This window comes from Pseudonocardia sp. ICBG601, from assembly GCF_020496245.1.
On the sequence record NZ_JAHLJA010000178.1, the window covers coordinates 1 to 15,213 of the forward strand.

Sequence of the window (15,213 nt, forward strand, 5' to 3'; positions counted from 1 at the left end):
CGGGTGGTGGCTGCTGTGTCGCCGGCTGTTGCGTCACTGCATCGGCTCCTCACGGTGTGGCGGCATCGGCACGCGGACCGGGAGTACCCGGGCCGTTGTGGGTCCAGGGTCGGTCATAAGTATTACTTTTTCAACACAGGATCGGTTCAGATATGCCTTTTCCGGTGTTCGGCATCGTGAGGTGGCACGATTCGACCGTGAGCGGCGCGACGGAGGGCACGGGACTGCACGCGGACGTCCTGGACCGGCTCGGGACCGCGATCGCCGCAGGCACGATCGGCCCCGGCGAGGTCCTACGGGCCGAGGAACTGGGCGACCGCTACGGGGTGTCGCGGACCGTCGTCCGGGAGGCCGTGCGGGTGCTGGAGTCGATGGGCCTGGTGCGCAGCAGGCGCCGGGTCGGCACCACCGTCTCCCCGCGCGGGCAGTGGAACGTGCACGACCCCAGGGTGATCCGCTGGCGGCTCGACGGCCCGGGCCGCGACGAGCAGCTGCGGTCGCTGTCCGAGCTGCGCTGCGGCGTCGAGCCGCTGGCCGCCGAGCTGGCGGCCGACCGGGCCACCCCGGAGCAGTGCGGGGTGCTGGTCGGTGCGGTGATGGACATGACCGCGCACGGCCGCGCCGGGGACCTGTTCGCCTACCTGGAGGCCGACCAGCTCTTCCATCGGACCCTGCTCGCGGCCTCGGGCAACGAGATGGTCGCGGCGCTGGGCGACGTCGTCGCCGAGGTGCTCGCCGGGCGGACCCGGCACCACCTGATGCCCAGTCGTCCGGAACCGGAGGCGATCCGGCTGCACCGCGACGTCGCCGACGCCGTCCGGGCGGGTGACGCCCCTGCCGCCGGAGCGGCCATGCGGGAGATCCTCCGTGAGGCGGATGCGGCGATGCGGGCCGGCGTGACGCGCGCGCCCGATCAACGATTGTGATGATGGTGCGGATTCGGGCGTATCGATCGGTCGCCCGCGATCGACCTGGGGAGTGGGCGCGGCGAGATGTCGCGGGGCGGTGACGAACGATTGAGATGATCTTGTAATGGCCGTACGTCGGGTGACGGAAGAGCTCCAGCGACTGGGCTTGTCGGGCTACGAGGCCAAGGCCTACGTGGCGCTGGTCAGCGCGGGCGAGGCGGTCAACGGGTACGAGGTGGCGAAGTGGCGGTCCGGGGTGCCGCGCAGCACCGTCTACGAGACGCTGGGCAAGCTCGTCGGCCGCGGCGCGGCATTCGAGGTCCGGGCCGCCGAGGGCACCGGCTACGTCCCGCTGCCGCCCGCGACGCTGCTGGAGCGGATGCGCCGCGACTTCGACCGCACGCTGGGCATCCTGCAGAACGAGATCCCGCGGCTGACCGCGCCGCCGCAGGTGCGGCTGGTGCACTCGCTGACCGAGCGCCGGATGCTGCTCGAACGGGCCGAGGACGTCGCCGCCGCGGCCCGCTCCGAGCTGTACGTGCTCGGCTGGCCGGAGGACGTCGAGACCCTCAAGCCCACGGTCCGCCGAGCCGAGGAGCACGGCGTCGACGTCGCCACGGTCGTCTTCGGCGTCGACGACGACCCGGTCGGCTGGCACACCGAGCACCGCTACTCGGCCCCGTCGGCGGTCGAGGACAACCTCGGCCGGCGGATGCTCGTCGTCGGCGCGGACCGGGACCAGGCCGTGATCGGGGGCCTCACCGCCGACCGCACCTGGGGCCTCTACACCGACGACCCGGCCGCGGTGCTGCTCGCGCACCTCTACGTGCGCCACGACATCGCGATGCACCGCGTCGCCGAACGGTTCGCCGAGCACGGGTTCGACGAGTTCTGGGCCGACGACCCCGCCCTGCGACGGCTGCGCGAGCCGGTCGGCGAGCCGGTCCGGGCCGCCGACGGTGCACCGCGCTCGGTCGGCCCGGAGACCGACCCCGACGGGGACGACGGCCGGAGCCGGGCCGGCTGAGCACGGCCCCGCGACCTCAGAGCGTGTTTGGAAATTCTAGTGGGTTGAGGGTGTCGTGTGTTTCTGCTGGCGGGTGGCGGGGTATCCACGGGCGATGCGGCGGGTGATGGTGTTGATCGCGGCCCAGCGGATCATGGCTTCGGATGTGGTGGGGTGGCGTTCGTAGTCTCGGGCCAGGCGTCGGTGTGCGGTGAGCCAGGCCAGGGTCCGTTCGACCACCCACCTTCGTGGGAGGACGGTGAATCCGCGCTGCTCGGGTGGCTTGCGGATGATCTCGATCGTTGTCTGCAGGATCGTGGCGGCCCAGTCGAGCAGTCGCCCGGCGAAGCCGGCGTCGGCGTAGACGAACCGCACCCTGGTGCGCAGGTAGAGGTTGAGCAGGATCGGCTTGGCGCCGTCGCGGTCCTGTACCGAGGCCGAGCACACCATCGTGGTCAGCAGCAGACCGAGGGTGTCGGTCACGATGAACCGTTTCCGTCCGCCTGTCTTCTTCCCGGCGTCGTAGCCGCGGGAGTCCTGGCCGACGGTGTCGGCGCCCTTGACCGACTGGGAATCGATGATCCCCGCACTCGGCTCCGGATCACGGCCCTCGGCGATACGTAACTGCCCCCGCACGACCGGGAGGATCTTCTCGGTGACCTTCTGCTGTTCCCACTGGTTGAAGTACCAGTAGACGGTCTGCCAGGGCGGGAAGTCCACCGGCAACGCCCGCCAGGCACACCCGGTCCGCACGACATACAAGATCGCGTCCAGCACGTCCCGACGAGCATGAGCAACAGGCCGCCCCCGCCGCGCGAGCGGCGGTAACAACGGCTCGATCACCACCCACTGGGCATCACTGGTGTCCGAGGGGTACCGGCGCGGTCGTTCCTGCATGCCGACCACGATGGAGCACCCCAGCCGTGTCGACCATCCCGACACACCCACCATTTCCAAACACGCTCTCAGCCCGAGACCTTAGCCCGCGGGCACCTGCGCCGGCCTGCGCCCGCCGAGGTGCCGGCCGAAGAAGTCGAGGATGATCTGCGCCCGCTGGACGCGGTGGCGCGGCGACCCGTCACGCGACATCCCGTGGCTCTCCTCCGGGAACCGCCAGTACTCCACCGGCCGCCCGAGCAGCCGCAGCGCGACGAACAACGCGTCGGCCTGCTCGACCTGGCACCGCAGGTCGTCCTCGGAGTGCAGGATCAGCATCGGTACGTCGATGCCGCGGACGTGGTGCAGCGGGGACATCCGCCGGTACTCCTCCGGCGCGTCCAGCCACGAGCGGCCCAGCTCGTGGCTGAACCACCCGGCGACGTCCGAGCTCCAGTCCAGCGACTCCAGGTTGTTCACCGCCCGCTCGCTGCAGGCGGCGGCGAACCGGTCGGAGTGGTGCGCGGCCAGCCACGAAGTGAGGTATCCGCCGTAGGACCTGACTTTGGTCACCCGAGCCTGGTTTCGCAGCTTGTACTGCGCTGAGCTGCGGTGATGTGTTTGCGCGGGAGCGGTGTGAGGCACTAATTCGGTGCTCTACGCTCGGTCAGGTGGCGTGGGTGAGGCGGGTACGGACGGCCTCCGGGGCGACCGCGGTCCAGATCGCCGAGTCCGTGCAGGGCCATCGACGGATCGTGGCCCATGTCGGGTCAGCGCACACCGAGGCCGAGCTGGGCCTGCTGGTCGAGCAGGCCCGTGGGCTGATCGACGACGCTGCACAGCAGGCCCTGGATCTGGGCGTCGCGCCGTCACCCCGGCGGGCCGAGCTGATCGCGCCCACCGCGGCCGGCGGTGCCACGCAGGAGGGGCTGTTCGGCCAGATGCCGCGGCGCGCCCCGAGCACCACAACCCGGCGGGTGGGTGCGCCGCAGGTGATCACGACCGGGTCGCGGGTGCTGTTCGACATCCTCGCCGAGGTCTACGCGGGCCTCGGGTTCGCAGAGGTCGCTGATGACACGTTCCGCGACCTGGTGATCGCCCGGATCGTCGAGCCCACGTCCATCCTGGACACCGGTCGGGTGCTGGCCGGTCTGGGCGTCACCGCGGCGAGCGAAAAGACGATGCGCCGCACCCTGCTGCGCTGCACCGGGCGCAGCTACCGCGACGAGATCGCGAGGGCCTGCTTCACCCACGCCCGTGGCAGTGGGGATGTGTCGTTGTGTCTCTACGACGTCACCACCCTCTACTTCGAGGCGGAGAAGGAGGACGACCTGCGCAAGGTCGGGTTCTCCAAGGAACGCCGGGTCGACCCGCAGGTCGTCGTCGGGCTGCTGGTCGATCGCGCAGGGTTCCCCCTCGAGATCGGCTGTTTCGAGGGCAACAAGACCGAGACCGCGACGATCCTGCCGATCATCGAGGCCTTCCGGGCCCGACACCAGCTGCCGGTCGAGCCGGGCGGGATGGTCGTGGTCGCCGACGCAGGGATGCTCTCGGCCGCGAACCTGCGCGACCTCGACGAGGCCGGCCTGCGGTTCATCGTCGGCTCCCGACTCACCAAGGCCCCGGTTGACCTGGAGTCGCACTTCCACTGGCACGGCGACGCCTTCGTCGACGGGCAGATCATCGACACCCTCACACCACGCGACCGCCGCACCGGGCGCAGCGAGAACAGCCCGAAGGTCAAGGCCGAGCCCGTCTGGAACCCCAACCAGCATCCGGGATCCTGGCGGGCGGTCTGGGCCTACTCCACGAAGCGGGCCGTCCGGGACCGGCGCACGTTGACCCTGCAGGAGAACCGGGCCCGCGAGGTCATCGCCGGCGAGAAGCCCGCGCGCACACCGCGGTTCGTCAAGGTCACCAACGGCTCCCGCGCCCTGGACGAGGCCTCCTTGGCTCGGGCATACCGGTTGGTCGGGTTGAAGGGCTACGTGACCAACATCCCGGCCGGCGGCGCAGCGGCCGGGGAGATCATCGGCGACTACCACGACCTCTGGCACGTCGAGCAGTCCTTCCGGATGAGCAAAACCGACCTACGCGCCCGCCCGATGTTCCACCACCAACGCCAGTCCATCGAAGCGCACCTGACCATCGTGTTCACCGCCCTCGCAGTCGCCCGCGAGATCCAGAACCGCACCGGGCTCACCATCCGCAACGTCGTCCGCCAGCTCCGACCACTGCGCTCGGCCACCATCGCCATCAACGGCACCCAGCAGACCTTCCCGCCCGCCGTCCCCGCCGACAAACAGGCCCTCCTCGACGCGCTCCGTCAGCCCGCGGCGAAGCACTAAGACAAGTGACCGAAGTCAGGAGGTATCCGCCGTAGGACCCGCCGAGCACGCCCACCCGCTCCCGGTCGAGCTGGTCGAACTCCGCGAGGGCGCCGTCGAGCGCGGCGAGCACGTCGTCGGCGTCGATCCCGCCCCAGCCGGTCCCGGGCGCGGTCTCCGCCAGCGGGCTGCGGATCGCCCGTACCCGGTCCTGGGTGTAGCCGGTCGATCCGTGCGGGTTGCACCATACGACGGCGTAGCCGGCGCCCGCCCACAGCCGGAACTCGTCGAACCAGGCGTCGGCGTACTGGGTCATCGGGCCGCCGTGGATCGACAGCAGCACCGGGAGCCGGCCGCCGGCGCCGGTGGCGGGCTCGTCGGGCAGCAGCACCCAGGTGTCGATGTCGCCGTCCCCGGCCGGGGACGGCACGGCCAGCCGGTACGGGGTGCGCCCGCGCGGCACGGCGTCGTGGAAGGGCTCGGTGAGTGCGGTGAGCCGGCGCAGCGACCCGCCGTCGGTGACGTGCAGCTCCCCGAGGTGGTCGTGGTCGGTGACCAGTACGACGGTGCTCCCGCCGGCGCGGTCGTAGGCGGCGACGGCCCGCGCGCCGGTCAGCAGCGCCTCCGCGGTGCCCGCACCCGGTCCGTCGGCCGCGACCCGGTACAGGTGCACCCCGCCGCGGTCCTCACAGGACACCAGCAGGTGCCCGTCGTCCCAGATCGGGGCGCGGGCGCCGGGGAAGGGCCGCCAGGTGCGGTCGATGCCGGTCGCCAGGACGTCCTCGCGCCCGGTCGCGACGTCGACCAACGCCGGCGACGCGTGTGCCGGGGATGCCAGGTGGTCGTCGGACGCCAGGGTAGCCAGCCGGGTGCCGTCCGGCGCCCAGGACGGGTGCGTGTGGTGCCGCCCGCTGCGGGTGAGTAGCCGCGGCTCGCGGCCGCCCGCCGCATCTCCGCCCGCCGCATCTCCGCCCGCCGCGTCTCCGCCCGCCGCGTCGACGAGGTAGATCCGCGCCGTCTCGTCCAGGTCCCAGTCCGGCTCGCGGTCCGCGACGACGGCGAGGGTCCGCCCGTCCGGCGACCAGGCGGGCGACGAGTGCTCGTACGGCCCGCCCGCGACGGCCACCGGGTCGCCGCCCCCGGCGTCGACGACGAACACCGTCGACGGACGGTCGATGATCCAGCCCTCCCCGTCCAGCCGGCTGAACAGCCGGTCGATCCGGCGGGGTTCGCGGGCCCGGTCGTCGTCGCCGGTGGCCCACCGGGCCGCCCGCTCCCGGGACACGAACGCGATCCGGGTGCCGTCCGGCGACCACACCGGCTCGGAGATCCCCTCCGGACGCTCGCAGACCACCACCGGCTCGCCCGGGACGCCGATCGGCAGTACCCGCAGCTGTCCGCCGCCGCCGTCGCGCCCCGTGACGACGGCGAGCCGCGTCCCGTCCGGTGCCCAGGCGGGGGAGGAGTCACCGTGCTCGGAGCCGGTCAGCCGCCGCGGCGGACTGCTGCCGTCGGTCGGCGTGAGCCAGATCGCCGTCCGGTACCGGTTGGCGCCGAGGTCGACGCGGCGGACCGCGACGGGTGTTCCGCGATCAGGTCGGCCGGTTCATCCCCGAGGGCGTCGCGGTCGGGATCAGCGCGAACACCGGCGAGGTCGCTGCGGCGGCTCGGGCGCTGTCGGATGCTGCGGTGGACGCGGCGCTGCCTGCGGTCCGGGCGTCGTCCGGGGCGGGCGCGGTGCCGCTGGTCGGCGCGGGTGCGGCCGGGGCCGCGGCGCAGGTCGCGGCGCCGGGGGTGTCGGTGACGGTGCTGATCGACGGTAAGGAGTTCACCGGGCTGGTGCGCAGCGAGATCGACGAGGCGCACCGGCGTACGCGGCGCCGGGTCGGCGCGGGGCGGGGTGTCTGAGGTGGCGTTTCGGTGCGCGTTCGACCCGGACACCGGTGCGGTCGCGATGGGCTGCGACGGCCTGGGTGAGGGCGTGGAGTGGGTGGACTTCCACTACTGGCGGGCCGGGGACGCCCGGGCGCGGATGGTGCGCGGCGGCTGGCATGTCGCGGTCAACGCCGGGTCGACCCCGGAGGTCCGCCACCATGACTGGCCGCCCGGCCCCGACGGGCGCCCGCTGTTGCGCTACGCCGCCCGCCTGTCGACCGGGGCGTGGGAGGACCCGGTCGAGGTCGCCCCGTCGGTGTTCGACCAGGCCTGGATCAAGTGGCTGGGGTTTCCGTTCCTGAACCGGCGCGTGGTGGTCGTGGCTTACACCGACCCGGATCGGGATGGGCGTGGCGCGCTGCTCGATGTGCTGGCCGCGCGGGCACCGATCGCGGTCGGGGAGGTCATGGGGTCGTTGCGGTTTGAGTTCACCGTGCGTACCGCGACGTGGGAGGCGTGGCGGGAGCTGGACCGGGCGCTGTCGGTGGGCGGGGTGATGATGCTCCACGCCGATGAGACCCGTCTCGGGCTGCCGTCGGTCTACTTCCAGATCGACAGCGCGAAGTCCGAGAAGAAGGGCCGCCACGACTCCGAGGTCCGCTACACCACGATCGCGCTGCACGAGGTCGCCGAACCCAGCTATCACTACGCGGGCGCGACGTCGACCTGGCAGACGGTGATCCGCAGCTACCAGTCCTGGTCCGACCTGGTGGAGGCGGCTGCGACCTGGGGTGATGTCGTCAACTTGCCCGCGATCGCGGGTGATGTGGTGGTGGAGGACTGACGGCGCGTCCGACCTCGACCCGGCTGCGGGAGATCGTGCGGTCCTCGCACTCCGCGCGGGCGCGGGCGACGTTGATCGCGGTCCCGCACGCGTTCACCCAGTCGCTGTCCCCGGAGGGGGAGCCGCTGGACCTGCTCGGTGGGGACGTGCGGATGGATTCCTCGGCGCGGGTCCGTTCCACCCTCGACATCACCGTCGCTGCCCGGTGGGGATGGATCGTCCCGAACGGGTCGGAGGTGTTCGTTGAGTACGGCGTCGAGGTCGCGGGCGGGGTGTTCGAGTGGACCGCCCTGGGTTACTTCCGGGTGGAGACCGTGACCCAGGAGCAGCGGGGCGTGGTCCGTATCTCGGGATCGGACCGGATGGCCCAGGTCGCCGACACCGAGGCGCTACACCCGTGGGTTGCGCCGCGCACCGCCTCTCACCAGGAGTTCTTCTCCGCCCTGCTCTACGGCAGCCAGGCGTCGTGGTTCTCCCGCTACGGCGGGGCGTTCCCGGCGAAGGTCGCCGACCGCGACCGGGTCATCCTCGCCGACTACTCGCTGACCAGCGCCCGGGTCGGGTCGCAGACGCTGCTGGAGGAACCATTCGCCGACCACATCGCGAACCTGGCCCACCGCTACGGCAAGCGGGCGTTCTTCGACTACCGGGGTCGGCTCACCCTGGTCTCCGATGACGTCGACGCCGCCGACCCGGCGTTGACCCCGATCCGGACGATCACCGCCGGGTCGGGCGGTGGCCTGCGGAAACTGTCCCGTCAGATCTCCCGCGACGGGGTGTACACCTCGGCTCGGGTGTCGGGGGAGCAGGCGACCGAGGCGCCGCCGCCGTGGGCGGCGAAGACCGTCGACGGGGCCGGGGGCTCGCTGCGCGGGCAGCGCGGTTTGTCCTGGTACGGGGAGTTCGGGCGGATTCTGCGGCGGCATTCGTCGCCGCTGCTGCGCACGACCGCCCAGTGCGAGGCCGCCGCCGACACCTGGGTCAACAAGATCCGCGGGCTGCCCTCGTCGCTGTCGTTCCAAATCCCCGCGGACCCGACCCTGGAGCCGCTGGACCTGATCGCGGTGCGCTTCCCCGAGCAGCGCCCCGGGGACTGGTATCCGCCGATCCCCGGCCTGCGGGACCGCATCGTCGTCGAACGCCACGTGATCGACACGTTGACGTTCTCGCTGACCGGCGGGGACATGACGGTCTCCACCCGGGGGGCGCGGGTGCAGGCCTACGTCGCCCCCGATGAAGGGGGGCGCCGCCCGTGAGTTTCACCCCGCCCGGTGACCTGTCGCCGCTGTTCGACCGGCCCAAGCCCGGGTTGCCGGTTACGCAGGGCCGGTTGACCGCGTTCAACGCCGACACTCTGGCCAACACCGTCGAGGTCGCCGGTCAGCCGCTGTTGGACCTGGCGGTGCTGCACGACGCGGTCTCCTCGCTGGCGGCGGACCGCACGGTGCTGCTGGTCGCTCTCGGCAGCGAGTACGTGATCGTCGGCCGGGTCCGTACCCCACCTGAGCAGGAGGAATAGATGCCTGAGACGCCGATCTTCGGGTACCGCTACCCGGCCTCGACCGACCCACCCAACGGGCCCGCGCAGCTTCAGGCCCTCGCCGAGGACGTCGAGGCGGGCGGGGTGCGGTTCGCGAACTACACCTGCGGGCAGGCCGCGAAGTTCCCGACCGGTTCCTGGGGGCTGATCCCGTTCGAGTTCGTCATGGACACCACCCCGGCGGTGACCCGCAGCGATTCGAACCGGCGGTTCACCTTCACCGTCGGCGGAGTGTGGCGGATCGACGCCGGATGCCGGGTCGCGAAGGGCGGGACCGGGCAGACGCAGTTCTTCGCGATCCTGGCCGCCGGGTCGACCACGACCCGCTACGCCGAGTCCGCGTCGTACCAGTCGGGGTCGGGCGGCTCCTATGTGGCGACCCGGACCCGGCGGTTCGAGTCCGGGCAGGCGATCAACATCGGCACCTACCGGACCGGGTCGGGGGACTACGAGATCGCGACCGACGTCGCCCAGACCACGTTCGTGTCCATGACCTGGATACGACCCTGACCAGGGAACCCTGAAAGACATGTCATGCAGGAAAGACCTGAGAGGAGGGATCGGGTGGCCACCCACACCAGCCCTGCGCCGCCGGTCCTGGCCGGGACGACCTGGCTGTCGCCGCGCTGGGCGGTCCTGGTCAGCGGGGTCCCGATCGACCTGGACGTCCCTGACGCCGGGGGCTGGTCGGTGACCGCCCGGGCCGTGGACCCGCGCACCGCCGCGACGGTGATCGACTTCGCCGCTGGTGGTGCGGCGCTGATCCTGGGCGCGACGCGGCTGGCTGGCGGCGCCCGGACCGCGACCGTGCAGCTGCACCTGTCCCCGGAGCGCACCGCTGCCCTGGCGGCTGAACGCGTACTCGACCTGCACGTGGACCTGCGCCACCCCGGCGCAGGCCGCGACGGCCGCACCTACACACTCCGCCTGGTCGACGCGCCACTGCTGGTCTTGACCGACGCCCCCGGGGGTGCCCGGTGACCGCCCCCGACGCCTCGGTGGTCGTGGTCGACGCCGCCCCGGACACCGACCTGGTACTCGTCGGCTCCGACACCGGCCCGCCCGCCCCGCTCGCCCCCGTCGCGGGCCGCGCGGGTGTGGAGGTCGAAACACCTGCGGAGCAGCGGGGTCGCCGCGTACGCGCTGTCCGGGCACCGCCTGGTCACCCCGTCCCGCGACGGCCTGGTCTACGCCGACCTGACCGACCTCGACCACCTCCACGCCCCGCTGTGGCTCACCCTCGGCGCCGCCGTAGCGGGCGCCCAGGTCCCGCTGCTGATCCACGGCGAAACCGACGAGCCGTCCTGGTCGTGGGTGACCGGGCCGCTCTACCTCGGCGCGGGCGGGCGGCTCACCCAGACCGTCCCGACCGCCCCGGACGCCCTGTTCGCCGCCCCTGTCGGAGCCGCCACGGCCCCGACCAGGGCGTTCCTGCACCGGCAGCCATCCATCCGGCTGCACCATCCCTAGAAAGGACTAGACATGGCCGACAAGTACCTGCACAACAACGCCGGGACGCTCACCGAGCGCGAGGCGTCCACGGTTTCGGCTGGCGCGGCGGACTCGGGGAAGATTCCCGCGCTGGACCCGACCGGGCGCCTCGACGCGAGCATGCTCCCGGTCGGGCTCGGCGCCGACACCGCCCAGGTCACCGCCAGCGAAGCCCTCGCCGCCGGGGACCTGGTCAACATCCACCCAGCCGGTGACGGCGCCGCCCGCGCCCGGAAGGCCGACGCGTCCACCACCGGCAAGGAAGCCCACGGCTTCGTGCTGTCCGCGGCCGACGCCGACACCGCAGCCACGGTCTACTTCGAGGGAACCGACACGCAGGTGACCGACCTGACCCCGGGCCGGAACTACCTGTCGGCCTCGACACCGGGCGGGGCGACGGCCACCGCGCCGTCCGGGCCGGGACAGGTCGTGCAGCTCGTCGGCTACGCGACCTCGGCGACAGCGCTGAACTTCAACTCGCTCACCCCGATCGCGCTGGCCTGATGGCCGAGCGCAAGCCGCTGGCCCTGATCGGTGGGGCCCCGGCGGAGCTGCCCGGCGCCGACACCCTCCCGGTGTCGGCGTGGGCGGCCCCGGCGGACCGCCGCTACGGGCACCTGCGGGCCCGCGACGAAGAGGTCTACGGCGACCTCTACTCGCCCACCGACCGGGGACTGTGTGGGCTGACCGGCGACGTGCGCGCCGTCCGGGGACACTGCAGGGGGACCGAGGGTGACCAGTCGTCCGATGTCAGAGGGCTGCACGGGGTCGACGGTAGGGCGCGACGCCGGGAGGGGCACCCCCCTTTCCGGGCCGGAAACCGGCCGGTGTAGTGTTCTTCATGTCGCAAGGGGCTGTGGCGCAGCTGGTAGCGCACTTGACTGGCAGTCAAGGGGTCAGGGGTTCGAATCCCCTCAGCTCCACCCTTCGGAGCAGGTGGTATCATCTACTGGTGGTGCCGCCTGCTTCGCGTTTGACCTGCGGTTCTGTCCCAAACCTTGATCATAAGAGGATCGTCTTAGTTGATCATGGTTGTATTCACTGTGGTCTCATTGTGGAGCTATCGTGGAGCACGCTGCTCCACGGTGCGAAATGGGGTCAGGGTTCTGCTCCACGATCGTTGTGTCGTTCGGGCGAATCTGGCGTGGTTTATTGCGGTTGGGTGCGGTACGGCGCTGGGGTGTGGCCGCGGGCGTCTCATGATCGTTTCGGCGTCGTCGGCCGGTAATGGGGTCAGCGGTTGGTGGGCGCTTTCCAACCTGGTAATCATGAGGTTGGGCGGGCCACGGCGTGGTGTCGCCGAACTAGGTGAAGCTCCTGGTAGATGGGTGATTGCCTAGATCAACCCGCGCCAACCAGGAGCTTCACCGGTGCTTGTCTACCCGTCATCGATGCCCGTGTCCAACCGCGCCCTGCACACCCTCACCGATGCACTACGCCGGCACCGCAAGAACCTCGGCAGCCGATGGCGCCGGCTCCCGCCCGGGCAGCAGGCGCTGTTGGTGCTGGCGCACCTGAACAAGGGCGAGACCTACACCGTGCTGGCCGGTGGATTCGGCATCGGGACCACGACCGTGTTCCGCTACGTCCGCGAGGGCGTCGACGTCCTCGCCACGGTCGCGCTGAGCCTGGACGAGGCCCTCGACGTAGCCCGGCGCAAGGCGTTCGTGATCCTCGACGGCACGCTGCTCTCGATTGACCGGGTTGGGATGGGCTCGGGCTATTGACTCGCCCTGGGTTCGGTGGAGGCATCTGGGATGCCCCGGGTTCTGCGGAGTCGCGTAGCTGGAATCTCTAGGCCACGACGATCTTGCTCTGCGTCTCGAACTCTAGCGGTGAGAGCCAGCCCAGGGCGCTGTGTCGGCGGCGCCGGTTGTGCCAGATCTCGAGGTACTCGAAGATCGCATTGGCCAGCTCAATGCGGGTCTTCCACCGCCGCAGGGCCCCGGCAAAGTCGTTAGATGATCTTGTGGCGAGCCGTGACAAGCGGCGCAGCTGCGCCGCCGCTCGGCGCTATAGCTGGTCCCGGGCAGGTGCAGCGCGGCAATCAGAAGGCCGCGTGGGGCGACTACCGCCGCCTATCGCGACTTTGCCGGGGCCCTGGGGTGGCATAGACCCACTGGTAGATCGCCTCGTGAGACACCCGGTAAGTGAGCCTTTCCCAACCTGTTTGTGCTGGTCAGGGGTGTGAGGTGCGTGGCTTGTCGTGAGATGGGTGGGGCTCCTGGTAGACGGATAGCTGTCGCGCCACCGCCTACCGAGGAGCCCCGCGTGTTGTCCTACCCATCCGGGATGTCGATGTCCACTCGCACGGTTCGTGTCCTGGCCGGGCTGCTGCGCGGACATCGTCGCCGGATCGGGACCCGGTGGCGGCTCCTGACCCCGGCCCGTCAGGCCCTGCTCGTGCTCGCGCACCTACGTAAGGGCGAGACCTACACCGACCTGGCCAGCGGATTCAGAGTCGGGAAGTCCACGGTGTCCCGGTATGTCGCCGAGGCGATCGGGCTGCTCGCTGCGCTCGCGCCGACCCTGGAGCAGGCCATCACGGTCGCGGCCGGGAAGGCGTTCGTGATCCTGGACGGGACGCTGCTGCGTATCGACCGGGTCGGCATGGGCTCGGGCTATGACCGGGCGTTCTATAGCGGGAAGCACAAGTGTCACGGGCTGAATGTGCAGGTCATCGCCGACCCCGCGGGTCGGCTGGTGTGGATCTCCCCGCCGCTACCGGGGGCACGGCACGACATGGGCGCTGCCCGGATCCACGGGATCATCGACGCGGTCAACACCACCGGGGTGCGGGCGGTCGCTGACACCGCCTACCAGGGCGGCGGTCCCGCGATCACCGTCCCGCACCGACGCCGACGCCGCGATCTCGACACCGGCCGGTACCGGCCCCTGTCAGCGAATCAGAAGGCCGTCAACGCCGCTCACGCCCGACGGCGGGCACCGGGTGAGCGGGTCAACGCCGAGCTGAAGAACTGGAAGATCCTCCGCAAGATCCGCTCCAGCCCCTCCCAGGCTGCTCAGCTCGTCGCAGCGATCCAGACCCTCATGATCACCACCGCCTGACCAGCACAAACAGGTTGGGAAAGGCTCAGTCTCGTCGGTCGGATAGAGCCGGGGCAGACGGCCCGCGATCGAGGCCGGGGACCAGCCGATCTGCAACAACCCGGTCACTACTTCCCGCAGCCGCGGTGACCGGTCCACCGCGAACATCTTCGGCCGGGACCGCCCGACCCGCGCCGCTTCCTCAGAGCGTGTTTGGAAATTCTAGTGGGTTGAGGGTGTCGTGTGTTTCTGCTGGCGGGTGGCGGGGTATCCACGGGCGATGCGGCGGGTGATGGTGTTGATCGCGGCCCAGCGGATCATGGCTTCGGATGTGGTGGGGTGGCGTTCGTAGTCTCGGGCCAGGCGTCGGTGTGCGGTGAGCCAGGCCAGGGTCCGTTCGACCACCCACCTTCGTGGGAGGACGGTGAATCCGCGCTGCTCGGGTGGCTTGCGGATGATCTCGATCGTTGTCTGCAGGATCGTGGCGGCCCAGTCGAGCAGTCGCCCGGCGAAGCCGGCGTCGGCGTAGACGAACCGCACCCTGGTGCGCAGGTAGAGGTTGAGCAGGATCGGCTTGGCGCCGTCGCGGTCCTGTACCGAGGCCGAGCACACCATCGTGGTCAGCAGCAGACCGAGGGTGTCGGTCACGATGAACCGTTTCCGTCCGCCTGTCTTCTTCCCGGCGTCGTAGCCGCGGGAGTCCTGGCCGACGGTGTCGGCGCCCTTGACCGACTGGGAATCGATGATCCCCGCACTCGGCTCCGGATCACGGCCCTCGGCGATACGTAACTGCCCCCGCACGACCGGGAGGATCTTCTCGGTGACCTTCTGCTGTTCCCACTGGTTGAAGTACCAGTAGACGGTCTGCCAGGGCGGGAAGTCCACCGGCAACGCCCGCCAGGCACACCCGGTCCGCACGACATACAAGATCGCGTCCAGCACGTCCCGACGAGCATGAGCAACAGGCCGCCCCCGCCGCGCGAGCGGCGGTAACAACGGCTCGATCACCACCCACTGGGCATCACTGGTGTCCGAGGGGTACCGGCGCGGTCGTTCCTGCATGCCGACCACGATGGAGCACCCCAGCCGTGTCGACCATCCCGACACACCCACCATTTCCAAACACGCTCTCAGTCGGCCCCGCCCGGTAGCCGGCCCGGCCGCCGTGACGGGCGACCTCACGAGAGATCACCGACCGATCCCGCCCCACCACCGCAGCGATGTCGCACAACCGCCGGCCAGCGGCCAACCCCCGGGAGATCTCCTCCCGATCAGCCAAAGTCAACAGTTTCCGCACG

16 protein-coding genes, 1 tRNA gene and 3 pseudogenes are annotated in these 15,213 nt (G+C 70.9%); 14 read left to right on the forward strand and 6 right to left on the reverse strand.

Features of this window, described 5'->3' with window-relative positions; translation table 11 throughout:
• Window positions 1-197 precede the first annotated feature (197 nt).
• Together KPL57_RS57415 and KPL57_RS57420 are read left to right on the forward strand one after the other, a co-directional pair.
• Entirely contained in the window at window positions 198-926 is a 729-nt protein-coding gene (locus KPL57_RS57415; protein ID WP_043280180.1) for a FadR/GntR family transcriptional regulator, read from the forward strand.
• Between the two features lie 121 nt (window positions 927-1,047).
• The gene (locus KPL57_RS57420) at window positions 1,048-1,935 is read left to right on the forward strand and encodes a TrmB family transcriptional regulator (protein ID WP_226358536.1); all 888 of its coding nucleotides are present in this window, start codon (window positions 1,048-1,050) and stop codon (window positions 1,933-1,935) included.
• A gap of 20 nt (window positions 1,936-1,955) precedes the next feature.
• Here the strand turns inward: KPL57_RS57420 and KPL57_RS57425 are convergent.
• Window positions 1,956-2,865: pseudogene (locus tag KPL57_RS57425) on the reverse strand (IS5 family transposase); the annotation flags it as partial.
• A 27-nt stretch (window positions 2,866-2,892) separates the two neighbouring features.
• Window positions 2,893-3,363, reverse strand: a complete 471-nt coding sequence (locus tag KPL57_RS57430; RefSeq protein ID WP_226358537.1) for a S9 family peptidase — start codon at window positions 3,361-3,363, stop codon at window positions 2,893-2,895.
• 98 nt (window positions 3,364-3,461) lie between these two features.
• Here KPL57_RS57430 and KPL57_RS57435 point away from each other — a divergent pair, with 98 nt between their 5' ends.
• Window positions 3,462-5,138, forward strand: coding sequence for an IS1634 family transposase (locus tag KPL57_RS57435; protein WP_226350710.1), 1,677 nt, complete (start codon window positions 3,462-3,464; stop codon window positions 5,136-5,138).
• On the opposite strand, the gene KPL57_RS71130 is transcribed toward KPL57_RS57435, so the two are convergent.
• A complete protein-coding gene (locus KPL57_RS71130; protein ID WP_226358538.1) occupies window positions 5,047-6,474 on the reverse strand; it encodes a prolyl oligopeptidase family serine peptidase in 1,428 nt (475 codons plus the stop codon). The two genes, KPL57_RS57435 and KPL57_RS71130, sit on opposite strands and share 92 nt — an antisense overlap.
• A gap of 224 nt (window positions 6,475-6,698) precedes the next feature.
• On the opposite strand from KPL57_RS71130, the gene KPL57_RS57445 reads away from it, so the two are divergent.
• The 10 genes from KPL57_RS57445 (at window position 6,699) to KPL57_RS57490 (ending at window position 12,594) form a co-directional block, all read left to right on the forward strand.
• On the forward strand, window positions 6,699-7,025 hold the full coding sequence (locus KPL57_RS57445; RefSeq protein ID WP_226358539.1) for a hypothetical protein: 327 nt from the start codon (window positions 6,699-6,701) through the stop codon (window positions 7,023-7,025).
• A gap of 1 nt (window position 7,026) precedes the next feature.
• The gene (locus KPL57_RS57450; RefSeq protein ID WP_226358540.1) at window positions 7,027-7,836 is read left to right on the forward strand and encodes a hypothetical protein; all 810 of its coding nucleotides are present in this window, start codon (window positions 7,027-7,029) and stop codon (window positions 7,834-7,836) included.
• A gap of 35 nt (window positions 7,837-7,871) precedes the next feature.
• A complete protein-coding gene (locus KPL57_RS57455; RefSeq protein ID WP_226358541.1) occupies window positions 7,872-9,092 on the forward strand; it encodes a DUF5047 domain-containing protein in 1,221 nt (406 codons plus the stop codon).
• The gene (locus tag KPL57_RS57460) at window positions 9,089-9,355 is read left to right on the forward strand and encodes a hypothetical protein (RefSeq protein ID WP_226358542.1); all 267 of its coding nucleotides are present in this window, start codon (window positions 9,089-9,091) and stop codon (window positions 9,353-9,355) included. Before KPL57_RS57455 ends, KPL57_RS57460 begins: the two co-directional genes overlap by 4 nt.
• Window positions 9,356-9,886: a hypothetical protein gene (locus tag KPL57_RS57465; RefSeq protein ID WP_226358543.1), complete on the forward strand. Its 531-nt coding sequence runs from the start codon at window positions 9,356-9,358 to the stop codon at window positions 9,884-9,886.
• Window positions 9,887-9,940: 54 nt separating this feature from the next.
• Complete coding sequence (locus KPL57_RS57470; RefSeq protein WP_226358544.1) at window positions 9,941-10,357, forward strand: hypothetical protein; 417 nt, start codon at window positions 9,941-9,943, stop codon at window positions 10,355-10,357.
• Between the two features lie 114 nt (window positions 10,358-10,471).
• Complete coding sequence (locus tag KPL57_RS57475; RefSeq protein WP_226358545.1) at window positions 10,472-10,846, forward strand: hypothetical protein; 375 nt, start codon at window positions 10,472-10,474, stop codon at window positions 10,844-10,846.
• Window positions 10,847-10,858: 12 nt separating this feature from the next.
• Window positions 10,859-11,371, forward strand: coding sequence for a hypothetical protein (locus KPL57_RS57480; protein ID WP_226358546.1), 513 nt, complete (start codon window positions 10,859-10,861; stop codon window positions 11,369-11,371).
• 346 nt (window positions 11,372-11,717) lie between these two features.
• Window positions 11,718-11,790 (forward strand) — tRNA-Ala (locus KPL57_RS57485).
• A gap of 468 nt (window positions 11,791-12,258) precedes the next feature.
• Window positions 12,259-12,594, forward strand: coding sequence for a transposase family protein (locus KPL57_RS57490; protein ID WP_226358547.1), 336 nt, complete (start codon window positions 12,259-12,261; stop codon window positions 12,592-12,594).
• Window positions 12,595-12,661: 67 nt separating this feature from the next.
• Here the strand turns inward: KPL57_RS57490 and KPL57_RS57495 are convergent.
• Window positions 12,662-12,805: pseudogene (locus KPL57_RS57495) on the reverse strand (IS3 family transposase); the annotation flags it as partial.
• A 333-nt stretch (window positions 12,806-13,138) separates the two neighbouring features.
• On the opposite strand from KPL57_RS57495, the gene KPL57_RS57500 reads away from it, so the two are divergent.
• The gene (locus tag KPL57_RS57500) at window positions 13,139-13,936 is read left to right on the forward strand and encodes a transposase family protein (RefSeq protein ID WP_226351139.1); all 798 of its coding nucleotides are present in this window, start codon (window positions 13,139-13,141) and stop codon (window positions 13,934-13,936) included.
• A gap of 185 nt (window positions 13,937-14,121) precedes the next feature.
• On the opposite strand, the pseudogene KPL57_RS57505 reads toward KPL57_RS57500, so the two are convergent.
• Window positions 14,122-15,031, reverse strand: a pseudogene (locus tag KPL57_RS57505) (IS5 family transposase); the annotation flags it as partial.
• Window positions 14,937-15,212, reverse strand: coding sequence for a helix-turn-helix domain-containing protein (locus tag KPL57_RS73230; protein ID WP_374203944.1), 276 nt, complete (start codon window positions 15,210-15,212; stop codon window positions 14,937-14,939). The pseudogene KPL57_RS57505 and the gene KPL57_RS73230, both read right to left, overlap by 95 nt.
• Window position 15,213: the final 1 nt, after the last annotated feature.